Origin of the sequence: Flagellimonas sp. HMM57, assembly GCF_021390175.1 — a bacterium.
GTDB lineage: Bacteria > Bacteroidota > Bacteroidia > Flavobacteriales > Flavobacteriaceae > Flagellimonas.
Genome location: NZ_CP090004.1, coordinates 2,013,400 through 2,034,130, shown reverse-complemented (window position 1 = coordinate 2,034,130; position 20,731 = coordinate 2,013,400). Strand labels below are relative to the sequence as shown.

General features: G+C 39.0%; 20 protein-coding genes. 12 read left to right on the top strand and 8 right to left on the bottom strand.

Annotated features, from left to right (window positions below):
• Nucleotides 1-11 precede the first annotated feature (11 nt).
• Nucleotides 12-371, top strand: coding sequence for a YciI family protein (locus LV716_RS08990; RefSeq protein WP_163417407.1), 360 nt, complete (start codon nt 12-14; stop codon nt 369-371).
• A 69-nt stretch (nt 372-440) separates the two neighbouring features.
• Nucleotides 441-965 carry a DinB family protein gene (locus tag LV716_RS08985; protein ID WP_233759268.1) on the top strand — a complete coding sequence of 175 codons (525 nt, stop codon included), beginning with the start codon at nt 441-443 and terminating at the stop codon, nt 963-965.
• Nucleotides 966-967: 2 nt separating this feature from the next.
• On the opposite strand, the gene LV716_RS08980 is transcribed toward LV716_RS08985, so the two are convergent.
• Nucleotides 968-2,551: a SulP family inorganic anion transporter gene (locus tag LV716_RS08980; protein ID WP_163417405.1), complete on the bottom strand. Its 1,584-nt coding sequence runs from the start codon at nt 2,549-2,551 to the stop codon at nt 968-970.
• Between the two features lie 255 nt (nt 2,552-2,806).
• Nucleotides 2,807-3,727 (bottom strand): nicotinic acid mononucleotide adenyltransferase, encoded by a 921-nt coding sequence (locus tag LV716_RS08975; RefSeq protein ID WP_163417404.1) that lies wholly within the window; start codon nt 3,725-3,727, stop codon nt 2,807-2,809.
• A gap of 125 nt (nt 3,728-3,852) precedes the next feature.
• Here LV716_RS08975 and LV716_RS08970 point away from each other — a divergent pair, with 125 nt between their 5' ends.
• Nucleotides 3,853-4,854: an NAD(P)H-dependent glycerol-3-phosphate dehydrogenase gene (locus LV716_RS08970; protein ID WP_163417403.1), complete on the top strand. Its 1,002-nt coding sequence runs from the start codon at nt 3,853-3,855 to the stop codon at nt 4,852-4,854.
• Between the two features lie 2 nt (nt 4,855-4,856).
• Here LV716_RS08970 and LV716_RS08965 read toward each other — a convergent pair whose 3' ends face one another.
• Nucleotides 4,857-5,390 (bottom strand): LytTR family DNA-binding domain-containing protein, encoded by a 534-nt coding sequence (locus tag LV716_RS08965; RefSeq protein WP_233759267.1) that lies wholly within the window; start codon nt 5,388-5,390, stop codon nt 4,857-4,859.
• Nucleotides 5,391-5,730: 340 nt separating this feature from the next.
• On the opposite strand from LV716_RS08965, the gene LV716_RS08960 reads away from it, so the two are divergent.
• On the top strand, nt 5,731-7,056 hold the full coding sequence (locus tag LV716_RS08960) for an alpha/beta fold hydrolase (protein WP_163417401.1): 1,326 nt from the start codon (nt 5,731-5,733) through the stop codon (nt 7,054-7,056).
• Here the strand turns inward: LV716_RS08960 and LV716_RS08955 are convergent.
• The 3 genes from LV716_RS08955 to LV716_RS08945 all read right to left on the bottom strand — a co-directional run bounded on the left by LV716_RS08955 (nt 7,053) and on the right by LV716_RS08945 (nt 9,474).
• Nucleotides 7,053-8,720, bottom strand: a complete 1,668-nt coding sequence (locus LV716_RS08955) for a glycerol-3-phosphate dehydrogenase/oxidase (protein ID WP_163417400.1) — start codon at nt 8,718-8,720, stop codon at nt 7,053-7,055. The two genes, LV716_RS08960 and LV716_RS08955, sit on opposite strands and share 4 nt — an antisense overlap.
• A gap of 87 nt (nt 8,721-8,807) precedes the next feature.
• The gene (locus LV716_RS08950) at nt 8,808-9,116 is read right to left on the bottom strand and encodes an antibiotic biosynthesis monooxygenase (RefSeq protein ID WP_163417399.1); all 309 of its coding nucleotides are present in this window, start codon (nt 9,114-9,116) and stop codon (nt 8,808-8,810) included.
• A 1-nt stretch (nt 9,117) separates the two neighbouring features.
• Entirely contained in the window at nt 9,118-9,474 is a 357-nt protein-coding gene (locus LV716_RS08945; RefSeq protein WP_163417398.1) for a hypothetical protein, read from the bottom strand.
• Nucleotides 9,475-9,535: 61 nt separating this feature from the next.
• Here LV716_RS08945 and LV716_RS08940 point away from each other — a divergent pair, with 61 nt between their 5' ends.
• The 6 genes from LV716_RS08940 to LV716_RS08915 all read left to right on the top strand — a co-directional run bounded on the left by LV716_RS08940 (nt 9,536) and on the right by LV716_RS08915 (nt 14,428).
• Nucleotides 9,536-10,069 (top strand): CvpA family protein, encoded by a 534-nt coding sequence (locus LV716_RS08940; protein ID WP_163417397.1) that lies wholly within the window; start codon nt 9,536-9,538, stop codon nt 10,067-10,069.
• Between the two features lie 186 nt (nt 10,070-10,255).
• Complete coding sequence (locus LV716_RS08935; RefSeq protein WP_163417396.1) at nt 10,256-10,768, top strand: CAP domain-containing protein; 513 nt, start codon at nt 10,256-10,258, stop codon at nt 10,766-10,768.
• 119 nt (nt 10,769-10,887) lie between these two features.
• Entirely contained in the window at nt 10,888-11,427 is a 540-nt protein-coding gene (locus LV716_RS08930; RefSeq protein WP_163417395.1) for a 3-hydroxyanthranilate 3,4-dioxygenase, read from the top strand.
• A 5-nt stretch (nt 11,428-11,432) separates the two neighbouring features.
• Nucleotides 11,433-11,804 carry a DUF1304 domain-containing protein gene (locus LV716_RS08925; protein WP_163417394.1) on the top strand — a complete coding sequence of 124 codons (372 nt, stop codon included), beginning with the start codon at nt 11,433-11,435 and terminating at the stop codon, nt 11,802-11,804.
• 75 nt (nt 11,805-11,879) lie between these two features.
• Nucleotides 11,880-13,433 carry an aldehyde dehydrogenase family protein gene (locus LV716_RS08920; protein ID WP_163417393.1) on the top strand — a complete coding sequence of 518 codons (1,554 nt, stop codon included), beginning with the start codon at nt 11,880-11,882 and terminating at the stop codon, nt 13,431-13,433.
• Between the two features lie 437 nt (nt 13,434-13,870).
• Nucleotides 13,871-14,428 (top strand): hypothetical protein, encoded by a 558-nt coding sequence (locus LV716_RS08915; protein ID WP_163417392.1) that lies wholly within the window; start codon nt 13,871-13,873, stop codon nt 14,426-14,428.
• Between the two features lie 30 nt (nt 14,429-14,458).
• On the opposite strand, the gene LV716_RS08910 is transcribed toward LV716_RS08915, so the two are convergent.
• Both LV716_RS08910 and LV716_RS08905 read right to left on the bottom strand, forming a co-directional pair.
• The gene (locus LV716_RS08910) at nt 14,459-15,454 is read right to left on the bottom strand and encodes an acyl-ACP desaturase (RefSeq protein WP_163417391.1); all 996 of its coding nucleotides are present in this window, start codon (nt 15,452-15,454) and stop codon (nt 14,459-14,461) included.
• Nucleotides 15,455-15,510: 56 nt separating this feature from the next.
• Nucleotides 15,511-16,236, bottom strand: a complete 726-nt coding sequence (locus LV716_RS08905; protein WP_163417390.1) for a metallophosphoesterase — start codon at nt 16,234-16,236, stop codon at nt 15,511-15,513.
• A gap of 196 nt (nt 16,237-16,432) precedes the next feature.
• Here LV716_RS08905 and LV716_RS08900 point away from each other — a divergent pair, with 196 nt between their 5' ends.
• On the top strand, nt 16,433-20,113 hold the full coding sequence (locus LV716_RS08900; protein WP_163417389.1) for a T9SS type A sorting domain-containing protein: 3,681 nt from the start codon (nt 16,433-16,435) through the stop codon (nt 20,111-20,113).
• A 191-nt stretch (nt 20,114-20,304) separates the two neighbouring features.
• The gene (locus LV716_RS08895) at nt 20,305-20,718 is read left to right on the top strand and encodes a hypothetical protein (RefSeq protein ID WP_163417388.1); all 414 of its coding nucleotides are present in this window, start codon (nt 20,305-20,307) and stop codon (nt 20,716-20,718) included.
• Nucleotides 20,719-20,731 lie beyond the last annotated feature (13 nt).

Genomic DNA, 20,731 nt, shown 5'->3' with positions numbered 1-20,731 from the left:
AACCTAACGCCATGAAAAACTTTTTAATCTTCATTGCTTTCTGTTGCCTTTCAACTTGGATTCATGCACAGGATACCGCGACAGAAAAACATTTTATCGCTTTATATACTGTTGGTGAAGGTTGGGATATGGAAAAACAGCCTGCTGAACAACCTTACTTTAAAGAACATTCAGCGTTTCTATCCCAATTGCGAAAAGAAAAAAATATTGTAATCGGTGCCCGTTATAGTGATACAGGTATGTTAGTTTTAAAAGCAAAAGACTTAGAAACCGTAAAAAAACTATTAAACCAAGATATTGCAATCCAAAATAAACTGTTTAATCTGATCATACATCCCTTTACTCCATTTTATAAAGGATGCGTTGAATAATACACAATCATGAAAAGACTTTTTCTTTACACTTTACTTTTTGTAACATTTTGCATTCAAGCCCAAAATATGAAACTCCCCTATGACGAGATTCCAGAATATCCTGAAAATTATGATTCAGGAAACATCATGACCAGAATGATCGATGGTCTTGGTTTTCGCTATTATTGGGCAACTGAGGGATTGACACAAAAAGACCTGGACTATAAACCTTCAAAAGAAAGTAGAAGTGTTCTGGAAACCTTACAGCATATTTGTAGTATGTCCGAAATGATATTGAACGCTCCGCAGGCCAAACCAAATATCCAAAAGGATTTCACCGTTTATTCTTATGACGAATTACGTAAAATGACTTTGGAAAACCTTAAAGGTGCAAGTAATTTAATGGCAGGCAAACAAGCTAAGGACTTTGAGGATTTTCAGGTAATCTTTCAGCAAGGAGAAAAACAGACGCCATTCCCGTATTGGAACTTGATCAATGGAATGCTTTCCGATTGTATTTACCATGCAGGCCAGATAACCATGATGCGTAGGGTTTCCGGTAACCCTATTAATCCTAACATTAGTGTTTTTACAGGTAAAGTGAGGAAGTAAGCCTATATTAAAGCATCATCCACAACGACCTTATAGGTAGGGTCTTCTAGAACATTGACCTCAATGATATCCTTGGCATTGTCCAAAAGCCGAATACAGTCTTTGCTCAAATGTCTTAGATGTACTTTTTTTCCCGCCTTTGCGTAACGCTCCGTTAATTTGTTCAAGGCTTCTATACCAGACATATCCGCTACACGGCTCTCCTGAAAATCGATGATGACCTCGGTTGGGTCATTTTGAATATCAAACTTTTCAGCAAACAGCGTTGTCGAACCAAAGAACAAAGGGCCATAAATTTCATAATGTTTGACACCGTTGTCATCCACATATTTTCTTGCGCGAATTCGTTTAGCGTTTTCCCAAGAGTAGGCCAAAGCAGAAATAATAACTCCAAACAGAACAGCAATGGCCAAATTATGGGTAATGGCAGTAATTAGGGTGACCAACACCATAACGATTACGTCTGAGTTTGGCATTTTTCTAAAGGTTTTAAAGCTCGCCCATTCAAAAGTACCAATGGCAACCATGAACATTAATCCTACTAATGCGGCCATAGGCAATTGCTCTATCAAGCTGCTACCGAACATGATAAAAACCAAGAGCATAACGGCTGCCGTAATACCAGATAATCTTGCTCTTGCTCCGGAAGAAGTATTGATCAGACTCTGCCCGATCATGGCACAACCACCCATCCCAGATAAGAATCCCGATAGAATATTGGCAGTACCTTGCGCTACACATTCCTTGTTTCCACTACCGCGGGTTTCGGTTATCTCGTCAATGATGTTCAAAGTCAATAAGCTCTCAATAAGTCCTACTCCTGCCACAATACCCGCATAAGGAATAATGATCATAAACGTTTCCCATGTAAACGGAATCTTGGGAATTGACAAAGGAGGGAAACTTCCTTTTATGGTCTCCCCTTCGCGCATGGTATCCGCAACCGTAAGTGTATCAATGCCAAAACCGAGTACGATGGCCGATACGACCACAATCGCCAAAAGGGATGAAGGAATCATTTTTGTTAGCTTTGGAAAGCCCCAAATAATCAACATTGTCAATAAGGTTAAACCCAGCATTGTAAGTAATGATGTGCCCGATAACAGCGTATCGGTTCCTTTCTCATAAAAGTTTGGAAACTGCGCCATAAAAATGATAATCGCCAGTCCGTTTACAAAACCGAACATTACGGGATGTGGAACAAGACGGATAAATTTTCCCAATCGCAGCACTCCGGCCAAAATCTGAAGTATTCCAGCAATAATGACCGTGGCAAAAACATAGTTCAATATCGTTGTAGGCTCTATTCCAGGGAAAGTCTTTTTAAGTTCCAAGATCAATCCAACAAAAATAACGGCAACAGCACCCGTTGCTCCAGAAATCATTCCCGGGCGACCACCCAAAATTGAGGTGACCAATGCCAACACAAAAGCAGCATATAGTCCGGTGAGGGGTGAAAACCCGGGAATCAATGCAAAGGCAATAGCTTCTGGCACCAATGCCAAAGCTACGGTCAGACCAGATAAAATTTCGGTGCGGTAGTTTACCTTTTGGGAAAAGTCAAAAAGATTAAGGTACTTTTTCATCTCTTAATTTAAAGCGCGCAAAAATACTATTAATCATTGGTTTAGCCTGAAATGCTAAAAGAATTGAGAATTTGGCAATTTAACAGAGAAACACTGGTAATGCAATAATCATTCATCTGAAGGGCTTGTCAACTTGATGAATCTGAACATGGTATCAAAAAAGAACCGCCCCAAGTAAACTACTCGAGGCGATTCTTAACTAAATAACCAACCAAAAAACTTGTTTAAATAGTCGAACACTATTCTTGTTCCTTACTATTTTTTCTGTCGGGTTACGTTCATTATGGAATTTTTAACCTTTGAACGTTTCTTACCAACAGCAGAACTCGATTTTAAATATTGCGTGTACCCTCTTCCTGTAAACTCATACGTCGTCCCACTTGCAACATGATACAATTCAATTGTACTATCATTAATAACGTAAAGCTCAAAATAATCATTGCCCAAGAAGTCATAATCCAGTGTTAAAGTTTTGAGAGTAGCATCGTTGGCTACATCGAACACCGTATAGTCACCTTCATAGTCCCATTGCAAATTCACCAATGGTATTCCTATGGCATCCACAGAAGACCTAAAGAATCCATTATTGTTATCCGGTAAAAACTGAAGGTAATTTTCATCATCAAACTCGTTCAACGCTCCCAATTCACTGGTAAACGTTTTTTCCCACGCACTATATTCCTGCAGAAAGGAATTGATATTGTCATAAAACACCATGTCATAATCAAAATTGTTACGCTGAAATCCCCTTAGAATATATGAAGTGTCCGAGCGTGAATCATACAACTCCAATGTATTGTTATTTACGGCAAAAACATCCAATAACCAAAGTTGGTCAATATCATGATCAATCTCAACTACACCGTTCAGTGTTGCGTAAGAACCAACATCTATCCCTAATCCATTCCCTGTTTTCCCAATACCCACAATGTTGTTATTGGCATACAGAACACCTCTGTTAAAAGAAACTGTGAAAGCGCGTTGTAAAAAAGGTACCTCCCCATTTCCTCTTGTGGCGTTGATATCCACATACCATAAGTCGTACGATTCCAATACCAATGCAGTATTTAAAGGTGACGCTTCAATAAAGTCATCTTCAATGATTACTTCTGTATAACATGAACTTGCTAAAAGTCCAATGAATAAAATTCCGAATAGTAGTTTTGCATTTTTCATACGCTTTGGTTTTTGGGTTCGATTAATTAAAACCAAGCACCATGCCAAAAATTATAACCTTTTGATAATCAGTATTTAATATTACAATTGATATATTGTTTAGCTTTGCCAGCTAAATTTGATGAATGGAAAGAAAACTTAGGTTTGGAGTTTTGGGCGGCGGTAGTTGGGGAACAGCTATTGTAAAAATGCTTTCTGAAAACTTGGAGAATGTTGCATGGTATATGCGAAGTGTATCTGCCATTGAACATTTAGAGAGAGAAGGGCACAATCCAAATTACATAAGTTCTGCAGAATTCGATGTTTCAAGATTGCAACTCAGCAATGATATGAATACAATTATTGAAGCTTCCGATATCTTGATATTTGCAATTCCCTCTGCTTTTTTGGAAAGTGAACTCAAAAAGTTAACGGCTTCCTTTGAAGATAAAATAGTTTTTTCCGCCATAAAGGGTATTGTACCTGAAAGTGGTTTGATCGTAGGTGAGCATTTTCACGATATCTATCAGATTCCGTTTAAAAACATAGGGGTCATCACCGGGCCTTGCCATGCTGAAGAAGTAGCCATGGAGCGATTATCCTACCTCACCATTGCTTGTGCCGATTCCGACAAAGCTGAATTAGTGGCCGACCAATTGAAAAGTCATTACATACGCACAAAAATTTCCGATGATATTATAGGAACAGAGTATGCTGCCATGCTGAAAAATATTTATGCTATTGCTGCCGGGATTGCCCATGGCCTAGGCTATGGGGATAATTTTCAAAGTGTACTCATGAGCAATGCCATTCGTGAGATGAAAAGTTATATAGCCAGCGTATACAGGATGAAACGCAACATCAACGATTCTGCATATCTGGGCGATTTATTGGTTACAGGGTATTCTACCTTTAGCCGCAATCGAATGTTCGGAAACATGATAGGCAAAGGATATACCGTAAAAAGCGCCATGATGGAAATGAATATGGTTGCCGAGGGATATTATGCTACCAAAAGTGCTTATCTGTCCAACGAGAGCCGCGAAAAAAAATCCAAAACACCGATAATCAAAGCGGTTTACAATGTGCTTTATCAAGAGAAGAATCCGAAAAAAGTCTTTAAAAAACTAACCGAGAAACTGGATTAATATTATAGGGACAACAATTCGTCCGGTACGTTTTTACCCCTTGGAATTGATGTATCCGCTATATCAATAGAAAGAGCATCATATGATTTTATGTGGTTTTTGTTTACGATATAGGATTTATGGACTCGGTCAAAGTTTTGCGGAAGCTTCTCCAAAGCAGCTTTAATTGTTCCATAACTGGTAATCTTAGTTTTATTGACCAAATGATAGGTTACGTAATTACCCAAACCTTCTACAAAGAGGATTTTGTCCATGGGAATTCTATAGGTCTTTCGATTTGAGCGAATTTCCAGAATCTCATTTTTGTCCTTTGTGTTTTTTTCACGCTCAATAACCCAGAGTTGGAATATTTTGATGCTCAAAACCAAAAGTGCCGTAGTATTTATCAATACGACAGCCCTCACCAATAGCATAATATTGAACAACCCCGTACTAGAATCATTCAATAAAAGTTCTTCATAAAACAGATGTATAAAGACTCGTTGCAGTATCCCACCACAAAAAAGAACCAATGTATAACCTAGTAAGAAAAGCATGTACTTTTTTTGCATCAAAAACTTTGGCAGTAAAAAATAAATAGTGGTATAAACGGCCAAAATACGAATAGGCAGTAATATAAACTCTAGGTAAAACGAGGCCAAATAACCTTTATCCCCAACCCAAATAACCCCGAACAGGAGATAATACAGCATCCAAAATATTACGTGGGTCGCTATCCTTGAATTAAACAGATACAAATTGTGTTTTTGTTCCATTGTTGTTTTTTCAAATCATGAAAATCTTTCTTTTCACATAAAAAACCGATACTTTGATATAAATGGGAAACGAGCTAAAAATAGACATTCTAATTTTAACCAAATCCTAAAAATCTCAAAGATGAATCTTAAAAGAAACGTTGGTTGTTCACTAATTGCAGTTGTTCTATTCTGTTCTTCCATACAAAGCCAGGTCTTGGAACGAAGGGCTTCTTGGGAAGCTGATATAAGTGGTCCTAAAGAAAGTCCGGGAGCAGAAATTATAAGTATAAATGAAAATAGTCCTTTGGCAAAAGCTGGTTTTTTAGTAAAAGATTTACTCGTAGAAGTAGACGGTATCGTACTAACGGATGAAAATATATGGAGTGATATATCCTATGGGCTGAGAGCGAATAAAAAAACAAAAATAAAAGCTGTTCGCAACACCAAAGTCATAGAAGCAGAAGTATTCTTCCATCCTCTTGGGAGAGAAAAGCACACAGATTTGGATACGTTTTATGAGGAAATCACAAGTTCTTATGGAATTACACAAAGAACCATTATCACCAAACCTAAAAAATCTGGAAAACAGCCAGCAGTAATTCTTATAAGTGGCCTTAGTTGTTCCAGCATTGAAACGTATAAAGGGCGAAGAGGCAATAATTGGGGGCAGACCATCAAGGATTTGGTGGAAAAATCCGGTATGGTGGTCATGCGTGTTGAAAAACCGGGAGTTGGTGATAGCGAAGGTGATTGCAGTACTTCAGATTTTTTAATGGATTTGGAAGGTTACAGAGCGGCAATCAAAAACTTAAAATCAAAGTCCTACGTAGACCCTTCAAGAATTGTAGTTTACGGCTCCAGCATGGGAAGCGCATTGGCGCCGTTACTCGCCAATGAATTTAATCTGGCCGGGGTTATTTCTGATGGAACCTTCTTTAAAACATGGTACGAGCATATGCTGGAGATTGAACGCCGCATTCTAAGTTTTAAAGGTAATACCGAATCCCAAATTGTTGAAAAAATGAACAACTATTATATTCCATTGTATCATGGCATGCTCATAAAAAAGCAGAGCTATCAGGAAGTAATCAATGACTATCCCGCTCTTGCCGAATACAACTATCATTCCCCAGAGCATATGTATGGACGCTCAATGGCATATTACCAGCAGCTACAAGATTTTGACCTTGCCGGAGAATGGGAAAAAATAACAGTCCCTGTTCGAATTTTAAGGGGCACCAACGATTGGATTATGTCCGAGTTTGATAATAAAATGATTATTGAAGTATTGGAACGCAATGGACATAAAGACCATATTCTCTACGAGTATCCTGATTTAGACCATTGGAATACCATACATAAAAGTCCAAAGGATTCTTTTGAAGGAAAACCTGGTAAATGGGATGAGGGCACCATAAACCTTATTATAAAATGGGCGCAAGAAATTGTTAGATCGACCGTTTAAACCCTTTCAAGAGAAAAGTTGGAATGGGAGTCCAATTCTTCTTCCAGCTTTTCCTTAAAAGAAAGTATTTGAGCATCGTCGTAATTGTATGCGTTTTTGAATTCTTCTAGAACGGGTTGCATGTAGTTACGAATGCTCTCTATATCGAAATAAAGCCTTCCCGTTCTTCTAATAAAGAAATCCATTGGGTTTAGCGCCATTTCATAGGCAATAGAAAACTGCACCTCTGCGAGAAGCATTTTCAAAAAGACATCTTCCTGCTGTAGTTCAGCATAGTTTTTCAAGATAGCTTCGGTTTGTTTTCCATAGTTGGTTACTAGGTACCAAGCATCGTAATCTGTAAATCCATCGGTCTTGATTCGTTCAAAAATTTCATCAATATATTTTTTGACCTGCTTGAATTTTTTGAAATCGCTTCCGCAAAGTGGAATCTTATCTGTTTTACATTCAGGAACTTTAATTTCATGGTCCTCTTCCATTTTCTTCGCTATGCGGTTGACGACACGCTCGGCCATTTTGCGATAGCCCGTTAATTTGCCGCCAGCAATACTTACCAGTCCGGTATCCGATGTAAAGATTTCATCTTTTCTGGAAAGTTCAGATGCGGATTTTCCTTCTTCATGAATCAATGGTCGCAGACCTGCCCAAGATGAGATGATATCCTCCATCTCCAAATTAATATCTGGAAACATATTATTGACAGCAGAAATTAAATAAATGGCATCCGCTAAATCAGTTGTGATATTGTCCTTGTCTAGATTGAAATTGGTATCGGTCGTACCAACATAAGTGATTTTACCTCTTGGGATGGCAAACATCATCCTACCATCCGGAATATCAAAATACACCGACTGCCTTACAGGGAGCTTCTCTCTTGGGAAGACCAAATGAACCCCCTTTGTCAAGTGTAAACGTTTCCCTTTTTTTGAGTTATTTACGCTTCTTAGTTCATCTACCCAAGGTCCTGCTGCGCTAATGACATACTTTGATTTAATTGTAAACTCTTCTCCTGTAGTCTCATCATTTACGATGACCCCAGCTACCTTATCACTGTCATAAAGGAAGTCTGTTACTTTAGCATAATTCAATGCTTCTGCACCGTGTTGAAGGCTTGTCTTAATATTTTCAATGGTCAGTCTTGCATCATCTGTTCGGTATTCTGCATAATATCCTGCCCCGTTCAATATTTTTTTTGGAAGGAGTGGTTCTAGTTTCATCGCCTCTTTTTTCTCCAACATTTGCCTTTTGTCATCTCCTGTAACCTGTGCGAGGATATCATACACTTTTAGACCAATGGATGTTAACCATTTTCCATAGGAACCTCCTTCGATAAGGGGAAGAAGCATTTTCTCTGGAAGCACTAAATGTGGTGCCAACTTATGCACAATGGCCCTTTCGGAACCAACTTCCTTCACCAACCAAAAATCGAACTGCTTTAAATACCTTAGGCCTCCATGAATAAGTTTGGTAGATTTACTGCTCGTACCAGAAGCAAAATCACCTTTTTCCAATAAGGCTACCTTCATTCCCCTTGAAGCAGCATCAAGTGCAATTCCACCTCCAGTAATTCCACCCCCGATTACAACAAGGTCAAAATGTTCTTTAGAAATTCTTTGGATGGTCGCTGTTCTATCCAGATTGGAAAATCGCATATTCTCTTTCATACCTATTGACAATTTGTGTAAGCCAAATATCAAAAATACATAAAATGTAAACGTTTACAGTGCTGTCAAATTAACTTTGCATTAATTCTACTTTGTAAACTCGTATTCACGCTCTACCAAACAAACTCTGACCTTGTACCAAGAATACCATTCCTTTATCCCTTTATTTTGGGCCACTTTATGGTCGATGTTTGCTTTCCAATTGGCAATGGCTTTCAAATTTTCCCAATAGCTGACAGTTATGCCCAATCCGTCCCTAGCACTTTCAACACCTATAAAACCGGGTTGTTGGCGTGCAAGTTCTTCCATTTGGATTGCCATTTCCACATACGCGTTATCTCCTTCGGTTCGGGTGCTGGTGAAAATTACTGCATAGTATGGTTTTTGCAGCTCCATTTTAGCTTATGTATTTTTTTTCAAGAAAATATTGGACCAGGGCTTCTTTCATTAAAACAGATTGTTCTCCAGCTTTTAATGGTGGCAACTGCTCTTTGACTTTGTAATGTGGCCAACCATCTTCATCAAAGAAATCAAAATCATAATATCCGTAAGGTTCCAGCAATCTACAAATGGCAATATGCATCAAATTGACTTTCTCATCTTTTTTAAAGCTCCTGTGAAAGCTCCCCAACTCCTGTACTCCTACCAAATAGATAATTCCGTCAATCTCTAAAGGGTCGCCATCAGAAAATTGATTGGATAGTTTATCCACTAACAGATCCCATCTTTCCTTAAGTTTTTCATCTCTGGACATATGCTTTTTTAGAAGCTTCAAAGGTACAAATCAATATCCTATATTTGTTGAAAACCCATTTATGAGCTTTTTGGATATTGTTATAGGTATACTTTTGGTCTGGGGTCTTTTCAAGGGTCTTAAAAACGGGCTTTTTGTTGAGATAGCCTCTTTAGTGGCCCTTATAGCAGGTATTTATGGAGCAATACATTTCTCCTACATTGCTGGAGACTATCTCGCGGAAAACATGAACTGGAGTGAGCGTTATATAAAAATTGCCGCTTTTCTCATTACTTTCTTTGCCATTGTTCTATTGGTTCATTTTGCTGGTAAGTTTTTGACCAAAATTGCCGATTTTGCCATGCTAGGCCTTTTGAACAAAATCGCTGGCGGTATTTTTGGAACCTTAAAGGTCGCCATTATTATAGGTGCACTATTGGTTTTTTTCGAAAGACTCAATTCATCGTTCAATTTTGTAAATGAAGAAACAAAGAAAGAATCCATCTTTTACGAACCTGTAAAAGAAATTGGTGCTATCGTCTTTGGACTTGTGCTCCAAGATAAGAAAGAAGCATCTTATGGGCCTGCTAATCAAGAAGATTCATCGCCCCTATAAACGGTTCTTTTTATCGATAAAAGGAAGCCGTGTTTACCATTCATCGATCCAAGGGATTCAAATTTGCCACTTATCGGATTATTCTGAATCCTATGGAACTTTTATGGTCGAGCTCTCCCCCATCCATAGTTTAGTTTCCAGAACACAGGAAATCCTTAGAACAGATTTCTACTAGTACCCCTGAAAATGAAAAAAAGATATTACACTATGTGTGTTGTGGCGTTAGCCGTGGCACTTACCACGTGCAGTAAAAGTGCATCAATAGAAGAGGAGGGCGTTTTAACCGAAGGTTTGGGCGAAAGCGAAAAAGTCGTTGTAGATGCCACGAAAATGGAAAAAGATCTTCTTGATTTGATCAATCAATACAGAGCAGAGACAGGAGCTGCCAAACTGCAATCCAGCTCATCGTCCTATAAATATGCAAAGGATCATAACGTTTATATGATCGGTCAAAACAAATTGAGCCATGATAATTTTGACTCCAGAGCTTCCAAAATAGCAAGTGAAATAAATGCTGTGGATATTGGTGAAAATGTAGCAAGACATTATGCTACTGCACAATCTGCATTGGAGGGTTGGTTGAAAAGTTCTTCGCACAAAACAACTATTGAAGGAGATTATACCCATACCGTTTTGAGTGTGCAGCTTGATAAAGAAGGTAGGCCTTATTTTACCCAGATTTTTATGAAGGTGAAATAACGTTATAGGAAGAAATATAGCGACCAAATGATTGAAGCTCTTGCCCTGCAAGGGCTTTTTTATTAAATGCCCTATGCAGCACCAAAGGTTTTTTATACCTTTCCTTAAATTCTTTGAATATGGCCATAAAAGCTCCTTTCAATCTTAACAAATGGGTAGCGGAAAATCGTGATACGCTTAAACCCCCTGTTGGCAATAAAAATCTTTATAAAGATGCTGGAGACTATATTGTGATGATTGTTGCCGGTCCTAATGCGCGTAAAGATTATCATTATAACGAAACCGAAGAGCTATTTTATCAGTTGGAAGGAAATATAGAAGTCCACATTCAGGAAGACGGGCAGAAAAAAACCATGAAATTGGGTCCGGGAGATATGTATCTCCATCCTGCTAAAGTTCCACATTCCCCTGTGCGTTATGAGGGTTCCATCGGACTTGTTGTTGAAAGAAAGCGCAATCATATGAATGTGGACGACGGTCTATTGTGGTTTTGTGATAATTGCAATAACAAACTCTATGAAGCCTATTTTACACTGCATGATATTGAAAAGGATTTTCTAAGTCATTTCAAATATTTTTACAGTTCCGAAGAATTACGTACATGTGATAAATGCGGAACCGTAATGCCAGTTGATGAACGATTTATAGCTAAAGAATAGCCATTATGATTTACGTTGCAAAAGTTTTTATCGTCCTAGTAGCAGTTCTGCATTTTTACTTTTTATGGCTGGAGATGTTTGCGTGGACAACAAAAGGAAAAAAGGTGTTTCGAAATTTTCCCAAAGATTTGTTTGAGCCAACTAAGGCGATGGCGGCAAACCAAGGGTTGTACAATGGGTTTTTAGCGGCCGGTCTACTATGGTCCTTATTTATCCAAAATCCAGATTGGCAAATCTATGTGGCTTTATTTTTTCTTGGTTGTGTTGTAGTTGCTGGGGTTTATGGTGCATATTCCGTTTCCAAAAAAATATTCATCGTACAGGCAGTTCCGGCAATTTTTGGTATTCTCTCGCTTTTGTTTCATTACTTCCTTTGAAAAATCCCTACTTGGCACATCAGGATTATTCGTAGTTTTGAAAAAATATAACAATTCACGAATAAAAAGTTATAAATGTCAAATATTGCAACTTCTTTTGGAATACACGAAGCACTAAAACAACTAGGGCTAACCGAAATAAACGAAGGTACATCTACGGGCACCAAGAATTTTGGGTCTGGCGAAACAATTTCTTCCTATTCCCCTGTAGATGGGTCGCTCATTGGGAAAGTAAAAACTACGACCAAAGCTGATTATGGGAAAGTAATGGATGCCGCATCCGCTGCTTTTAAAGATTGGCGTTTAAAACCTGCTCCACAGCGAGGGGAGATTGTAAGACAATTTGGGGAAAAGCTTCGCGAACTCAAAGAACCTCTTGGAAAATTGGTTTCTTATGAAATGGGAAAATCCTATCAAGAAGGATTGGGCGAAGTTCAGGAAATGATAGACATCTGTGATTTTGCAGTCGGACTTTCAAGACAATTGCACGGGTTGACCATGCATTCTGAAAGACCAGGGCATCGAATGTACGAACAGTACCATCCCTTGGGTGTAGTAGGAATTATTTCCGCCTTTAATTTTCCCGTAGCTGTTTGGGCCTGGAATACAGCGCTAGCTTGGGTTTGTGGTGATGTATGTGTTTGGAAACCATCGGAAAAAACACCTTTGTGCGGTGTAGCATGCCAAAATATAATCACACAGGTCTTAAAAGAGAACAATCTTCCCGAAGGTATCTCTTGTCTAATCAATGGCGATTATAAAGTAGGTGAGTTTATGACAAGTGACAATAGAATTCCATTGATATCAGCAACAGGTTCTATTCGCATGGGAAAAATTGTAGCGCAAGCTGTGGCCGCAAGATTAGGAAAATCTTTACTGGAGCTGGGCGGTAACAATGCTATCATCGTTACTCCTGATGCAGATATCAAAATGACCGTAATAGGGGCGGTATTCGGAGCTGTAGGAACCGCAGGGCAACGGTGTACGTCAACAAGACGACTTATTGTACATGAATCTGTTTATGACCAAGTGAAAAACGCCGTAACCGATGCCTACAAACAACTTAGAATTGGGAATCCCCTTGATGAAAACAACCATGTTGGCCCATTGATAGATGTTGAGGCTGTAAGAATGTATAACAGTGCATTAGAAAAAGCTGAAGCAGAAGGTGGAAGCATTTTAATTGAAGGTGGTGTTCTGGATGGCGATGGTTATGAAAGCGGGTGCTATGTAAAACCTGCCATTGTTGAAGCTGACAATTCCTTTAAAATAGTACAAGAAGAAACTTTTGCGCCTATTTTATATGTTTTAAAATATTCTGGCGGTGTAGAAAATGCCATAGCACAGCAAAATGGGGTCGTACAAGGGCTTTCATCGGCAATCATGACCAACAATCTACGTGAAGCCGAACGCTTTCTATCGGCTTCTGGAAGTGATTGTGGAATTGCCAATGTGAACATTGGTACTTCCGGGGCAGAGATAGGTGGAGCTTTTGGCGGTGAAAAAGAGACTGGTGGCGGTCGTGAAAGCGGTTCTGACGCTTGGAAGGTCTACATGAGAAGGCAAACAAACACCATCAATTACACTACAGAGCTACCGTTGGCACAGGGCATTAAATTTGATTTGTAAGAGAAAAGGCCGCTATTTTGGATGAACACAAATAGACGACCTTTCAAACAATTTAACTAACTAACTCAAACTTAAATCAAACCCTATTTCAATGCCGGATCTTTGTCGGGAGAAATAGGGTTTTTTACCTAATATTTATTGCTAATTTCAGTATAATTCTACAAGAATTTAAACACTGTAGTATCGTTGGTCTTAAAAAGTGTATGATTGGTCTTTTTATGTACATCTTTAGTTTTAAGAAATCTTCATCGTACAAACCCTGATCTTCTAATAACCTTATATTCTCTACTTTAAATTCTTTTTTTAACATTTTTTTAATATTTTGGTATTTTGAAAGAATTGCCCTTGGTAGTGGTCAGTATTACTTTTAAAGGCAATTGAGGGAATCAACAGCCAAAAGAATAACTAACACAACTTTTAACCAAAACACTAAAAAAATGAATTTTGAAGATTTTGATATCTGGCTCTGGATCATTCCTATATTAGTAGGGATTTTCGCTGGGATTCTAGGATATCTTATTGGAAAAGGAAAAAACGTTCCTTCAGTGGATTATTCTTCCGATATCAATGCGCTTGAGGTTCAAAATGCAAAGTTGAAGGCTGATTTGGATATTTGCAAAAAAAGGCTCGATGTCTCCAATACACCCAAAAAACAGAAGAGTTCTACCTCAATTGCTACCAAACCAGCAGTATTGGGTTTTGATAAAGATGCTGCAAAAATTGCACTTGGGAAAAAAGTAAAAGAAGATGATTTGAAAATAGTGGAAGGCATAGGACCTAAAATTGAAGGCCTGTTCCATAATTTTGAAATAAAAACTTGGAAAGCATTAGCCGAGACTTCCACGGATAAATGCCAGAAAGTATTGAACTCTGGGGGCGACCGTTACAGAATTCACGACCCTGCATCCTGGCCAATGCAAGCCAAGATGGCTTACAAAGGGCAATGGAAAGAACTGGCCGAATGGCAGGATAAGCACAAATCCGGTAAGTTCTAAACTGGCTGGCCCCTAACTCTTCAAAGTCAACTATAAAGTCCCGTTAGCTTCGACCCATTTAAATTTATATTGGTCTTGGCCAAATTGCATACGTTCCGAGATTCTTTGAAGTCGGTCAGGTAATTTCATTAAATAATCCCGAGCTTTTTCCGCTTGGTCAGAAAGTCCCCTTAAATTTCCTACGTCCCAATAATCATTCAACTTTTTTAGGATTTCAATATAATCTTGGGCCGTATAAACCCCAAGACGTTGTGCACAATTGGAAAAAAGTTCAAAAGCTGTACCGATACTCTCTCCAGATTCTCTTAAAAAGTGTGCTGGCATTACAATTTTTTTCTTCATCATGTCAGCAAAAGCCTGGACCATCCCATTGGGATCCTGCCCTAAAATAGTCTTTACAAACTCGCGATAGGCCAGATGATGTCTCATTTCGTCCCCAGCTATGATGTTGCACATTTTTCCCAAGACAGCATTCCCTTTCTGTTTTGCCATTTTACCCACACGCTTATGCGAAATATTGGTAGCCAGTTCTTGAAATGTGGTGTAAACAAAGTTTTTATACGGGTCCCTATCCGTACCAATATCAAATCCATCAGCAATTAAATGTTGGGTAGTGATTTCAATCTCACGCATATTGACCCTACCGGATAGGTATAGATATTTGTTGAGCACATCACCATGTCTATTTTCTTCTGCAGTCCATGCCCTAACCCATTTGCTCCATCCATTTTCTTTGCCGCTGTGTTGATCTATGCCTTCAACATCCATCAACCAAGATTCATAAGTTGGCAAAGCTTCTTCTGTTATGGTATCGGCTACGAGCGTTACCCAAAAATCATAACCAAGTTCCTTGGCTTCTTCTCGTATTTGTTCTGTTTCATTGAAGAAATTATCACTTTGGGAATCTGGCAAAAAATCACTCGGTTGCCATATCTCCTCTATGGGCACCAAAAATGAATCCATAAAACCCTTTACTTTTGGCTCTATGGCTTGCATTACTTCTAATCTTATATTTTTTAACGACATAGCATCTCTTTTAAGTAAAGGTCTTCATTAAAATTCAATAAAGCATCCATTTTATTCTAGTTTCTTCCCATTTCTCCTTTATAGAACGTATGCACGGCATCACTTTGCCAAAACTCCTTTGTTTCCACATCCATCATGGTCAATGCCCCCATAAAAGCAGCTCCTGTATCTATATTCCAAATATTGGCCTTGTTTTTAGGAGGTACCAGTTCCTTTTTTGAAACTGGTGTATGACCAATAAAAATTTCTTTATAGTGAACCAATCTTTTTGGAAAGTTTTCATCTTCAGGTTTTAATTCAGGATTTAAAGCTTGTACCATTTCCCATAACGTGCGGTCCCAATAAAAGGTTTGATGAAAGTACTCGTAATCCACTCCCTTGAGATTGGTATAACCGGCATGAAGGTAAAGTCTGTTATTGGCATCCAGATGATAGTTTTGTAACTGGGCGTAAAATTCCAAATGTTCTTCCCATTTTTCTTTTTTTACCCCCAAATAAGAATCCCTTGTAGCCTTTCCGCCATGGGCCAACCACTGCGGGTTTTCCTTTTGGGTCAACAGCCAGTCTCTGCAGAGTTCGTCGTGATTACCGCGGATAAAAGTACAGTTGAGCTCATTTTTTAAATTAATGAGAAAATCAACGGTCTCAACAGCTGTGCTCCATCCATCTACGTAATCTCCCAAAAAAATGAGATGATCATCTGGGTTTACTTCAGCTTTTGCCAAAAGCTGTTCCAAAGCTCTTATACCAGAATGAATATCACCTACTACCAATGTTCGCATCTGCTAAATTTTGAGCAATGATACGGAACAAATGGTTCCCCACATTAAAAAAGAATATAAAGTTAAAACCTAAAAAATTCCAGTTTAGGCTCTAAACATAAATTAACAATGTATTTCATCGATTTTTGTAAGGCACTTTAACAATACTTTAGGTTTTTTGTTATATTGAAAGGCTATTCAATTAAACCTCAACTATATGAAAAAAATTCTACTCACTAGAGTCGCATTATTTTTTTGCGGCTGCCTTATGCTAAGCATTTCAAATTTAAAGGCACAAAACCTAAAAAACACTCATGACGACGCACCTCAAAAAGGTCACAATCTCTACAAACAGTCAAAGCTCTATGATAGTAAGAAAGGGCCAACAGGTGCAAAACCAAAAGCGGTAGGAGACCGTGCAATGGATCGCTTGTCCTATGAATTTAGACAAGTACAAGACCCTTTCACCAAAACAATCCCCGATAACATCCGGTTGAAAGAAGCTGCTTTTTCTGGAAAAATAGACTCCACCGACATTCAACAGCAAATGTCAAAAAGTTATGGAAGCGCAGTTTCCAAAAAAAGATTCTTTTACTGGCGAAATCGTGGTCCTGCAAATGTAGGCGGTAGAACACGTGCCCTAGCACTGGACAGACGTAACGAAAACACTATTCTTGCAGGTGGTGTTTCCGGCGGCCTATGGCGCTCGACCAATGCTGGTGATAGCTGGCGCAGAGTTACTAGAAAATGGCAATCTCCAAGCATAACCGCAATTGTACAAGATCCTAGAAAATATAGGAGCAATGTATGGTATTACGCTTCAGGGGAGCGATATGGAAATTCCGCAGGAGCACCTGGGGCATTCTATCAAGGAACAGGAATCTTCAAATCCTTTAACAATGGAAGAAGCTGGATACAGATGCGGGACAACATATCTGATAACGATGTTACCACAATATCTTCCTTTGATATTATAAATAGTTTGGCCGTGCATCCTTCAAACGGATATGTTTACGCTGCTACTTTTGATGGATTGTTTCGTTCTAAAGATGGAGCAAGGTCTTTTGAAGAAGTTCTGCCAAGCGGATTCGATAGCCAGACTGAAATTATGATTACGCCCGACGGAACACTTTATGGAACCGTAGATATTTTTGGAGGTGAAAATGCAGGTTTCTTTACCTCACAAGATGGTGAAACCTGGACGAATATCACACCCGAAGGAATATTTCCTTCTTTTGGAAGAACAGTAATGGCCTATGACCCTTCAGACGAAAATAGAATCTACTTCTTTTCCTATGATCTTAGCAATGCTGGCGAGGCATTCCTTTGGAGATACCAAGCAGATGCTGAAACCCCAGAAGAACAATGGGTAGACCTTACCGCTAACCTTCCTACCAATATTGGTGGTAGGGCCGGAGATTTGGATTTACAAGGCGCCTATAACATGATTATCAAGGTACATCCTACAAATCCGGACTTGGTATTTTTGGGCGGAACCAACTTGTACAGGTCTACAACAGGGTATACTACACCTACGGGACGCGAAGGTTGGATAGGTGGTTATACCGCCTTTGAAGATAGTTTTGCATTATACCCTAATCATCACCCAGATCAACATAATATGGTCTTTTTACCCTCTAATCCCAATAAGGTAATTACCGGAAATGACGGTGGTGTGCAAGTGACTGAAGATATTACCATTCAAACAGAACCTGTAAGTTGGACTTCTTTAAATAATGGATACATCACAACACAACCCTATGCGATTGCCATAGATCCAGAAGGCAATAGCGAAGATGTAGTAGCTGGTTTTCAAGATAATGGAACATGGTTCACGAACTCAACCAATGGGAGTGACCCTTGGGAGAGCGATTTTGGTGGTGACGGATCTTATAATGCTATAGCGGATGGAGGCCTTACCAGATATGTCTCATCGCAATTTGGCAATGTGTACCGTCTCAATTTTAATGAAACCAATGAATTCCAATCCTTTACGAGAGTACAGCCTGCGGGCGCAACCGGTTTTGATTTTGTTGCACCATTCTTATTGGACCCTATCAATGATAATATAATGTATATGCCCGCGGGCAATCGTATGTGGCGTAATAATAATTTGGACGAAATACCCTTATTCTCCAATGCGTTGGCAACCGTAAACTGGGTTGAACAAACGCAAACCGCAACCCCAGATGGTTCTTTGATCACTGGATTGGATGTATCCAAATTTCCAGTTGCAAACCGACTTTACTACGGAACTTCGAGTGGTTTGATTTTCAAGGTAGAGAATGCCAATTTGGATGACCAAGCTGTTGTGGATATCTCCAGTGGCAAAGGGCTTCCAACAGGGAACATCAACCAAATGTATGTAGATCCCAATAACGCCGATAAAGTTTTTGCAGTGTTCTCCAACTACAATATCCAAAGTATATTTATGAGTAAGAATGCTGGAGAAACTTGGGAGAATATTAGTGGTAATCTAGAAGAGAATAGTGATGGTACGGGCAATGGCCCATCTGTAAGATGGTTTGCTATAGGAGGAAACAATAACCTTTACTATGCAGGAACCAGTACAGGTCTTTATGTCGCATTTTGGCTAAACGGAGAGCGTACCAGATGGTTTAGGGAACCTTTCGTAGTAGGGAATGTTGTTGTGCCACAAGTAAGAACAAGAGAAGATGGTTTTGTGGCTGTAGCTGCACATGGAAACGGTATATACAATGCCCAGTTCTTTGCTACTCCCTCACCAGAAGCTACACTAAGTACCGCTTATTTACTACCCGATTTGAAACTGCCACTGAACAGTGCGGACAGAGAAGTAAACGTAGAAGATTTATTTGTAAACTCTTCGGGGGGTTCAATATCCATAGAATTGACCAATTCCAATCCTGAGTTGGTTACCGCTGAATTGAACGGAGATATCATTTCCCTATCCTTTGCCTCAGATAGTGAAGGTACCGCAGCTATAGGACTTATAGCAACTTCGGGCAAGGAACAGGTAGCCGAAGGGTTCACTGTTACACTCACTGAATTCCCAATTTATGAACAAAATGATGTTTCGACAAGTAGCAATCCTTCACAATTGATTCCAGATTTTGGTGGAGCTTTGCTACAATCAGCAGACGATTTTATTGTTCCCGAAGGAAGTCAATGGACCATAAATAATCTTGTTGCTTTTGGTGGTGCCAATAATAGTCCATCCTTGACCAGTGCATCCGTTGTAATCTATGAAAACAACAATGGTGTTCCAGGACCAATTGTTTATGATAGTGGAGCTTTAGCACTTTCTTCAGCACCCACAAATACTAATCTAAGTATAGATTTACCTGAACCCGTTCAGTTGGAAGCTGGCACCTATTGGCTTTCTGTTTATGCCAATTTGGATTTTCTGCCCAATGAGACCCAATGGTTTTGGTTGACACAAGCCGGATTGATAGGGAACGAATCACTATTTAGGGATACTGCAGATTTGTTTGGCGCCGGTGCTGTCGATTGGACCAATAAATCTTTGGTCTTTGGCGGTCTTCCAGAAGACCATATTTTTCAGATATTCGGAACGGCCGATAATGGTTCCGAAGGCGATACAGCTATGGAAATAGCACCTTCTGGAATAGCTGAGGAACAACCCTCTCAAAATTTGGCAAATATTGAAACCGACGTAATCACCGCCGTATGGCCAAATCCATCAACGGAAGAGTTTTATTTTGCTCTAAAAAATAACGAGAACACTAAGGTAAGCACACAGATATTCAATATGGTAGGGCAGATGGTTTACGAGAAGTCAGATCAAGATGGTTCCAAACCATTCATCTGGAATGCCTCTAACAGCCCAGCAGGAATTTATTTTGTAAAAATCACTGGTGCCAATATCAACGAGAATTTTAAAATTATTAAAAGATAAAGGCTTTTGATTTCCTTGCATAAAGCTATCTAAACTGTCATAATGAGCCTGTCGAAACACTAATCTACTGATAATCAACATTCAGTTTCAACAGGCTCAACATGACAACCTAAAATAAAACTTTTTAAATGCCCATATTTTAACGTCCAGACCATTTAACTTTTCCGTACATACTTAAAGATAAAGTAGTTATGAAACCAATACTTCTTTTATTGTTGTTCGTTTTAAGTAATTCTTGCGATGAATCCGAAGATATGGCACTGTTGGAAAATCCGGAAAATGAACAAACAATACCTCAGCAACAAGCAATAGGTCCTGATGAAATTTTGTTTAAAATCAAAATTCTTAAAGCAGTTGAAGCTGATAAGGAAATATGCGGTACGCAGAAAGAAAATGTATTTGGAGTAGAAGTTGTGGAGGTCATGGTATCAGGAAGCAGTTTAAACCAAAAGTTGTCAAAAAAACATCAAATGGATGTTTCCTTTCTCTTTAAACCAAACCCTTTAGCTGCCGAGACTATAATTGAAGCTAAAGCTAAAGAAACCCTTTGCGAAGATTCCTCTCTTACCTATTTTACCATTATTGCACATAAAATATTGGAATAGCAGCTTTTTTCTC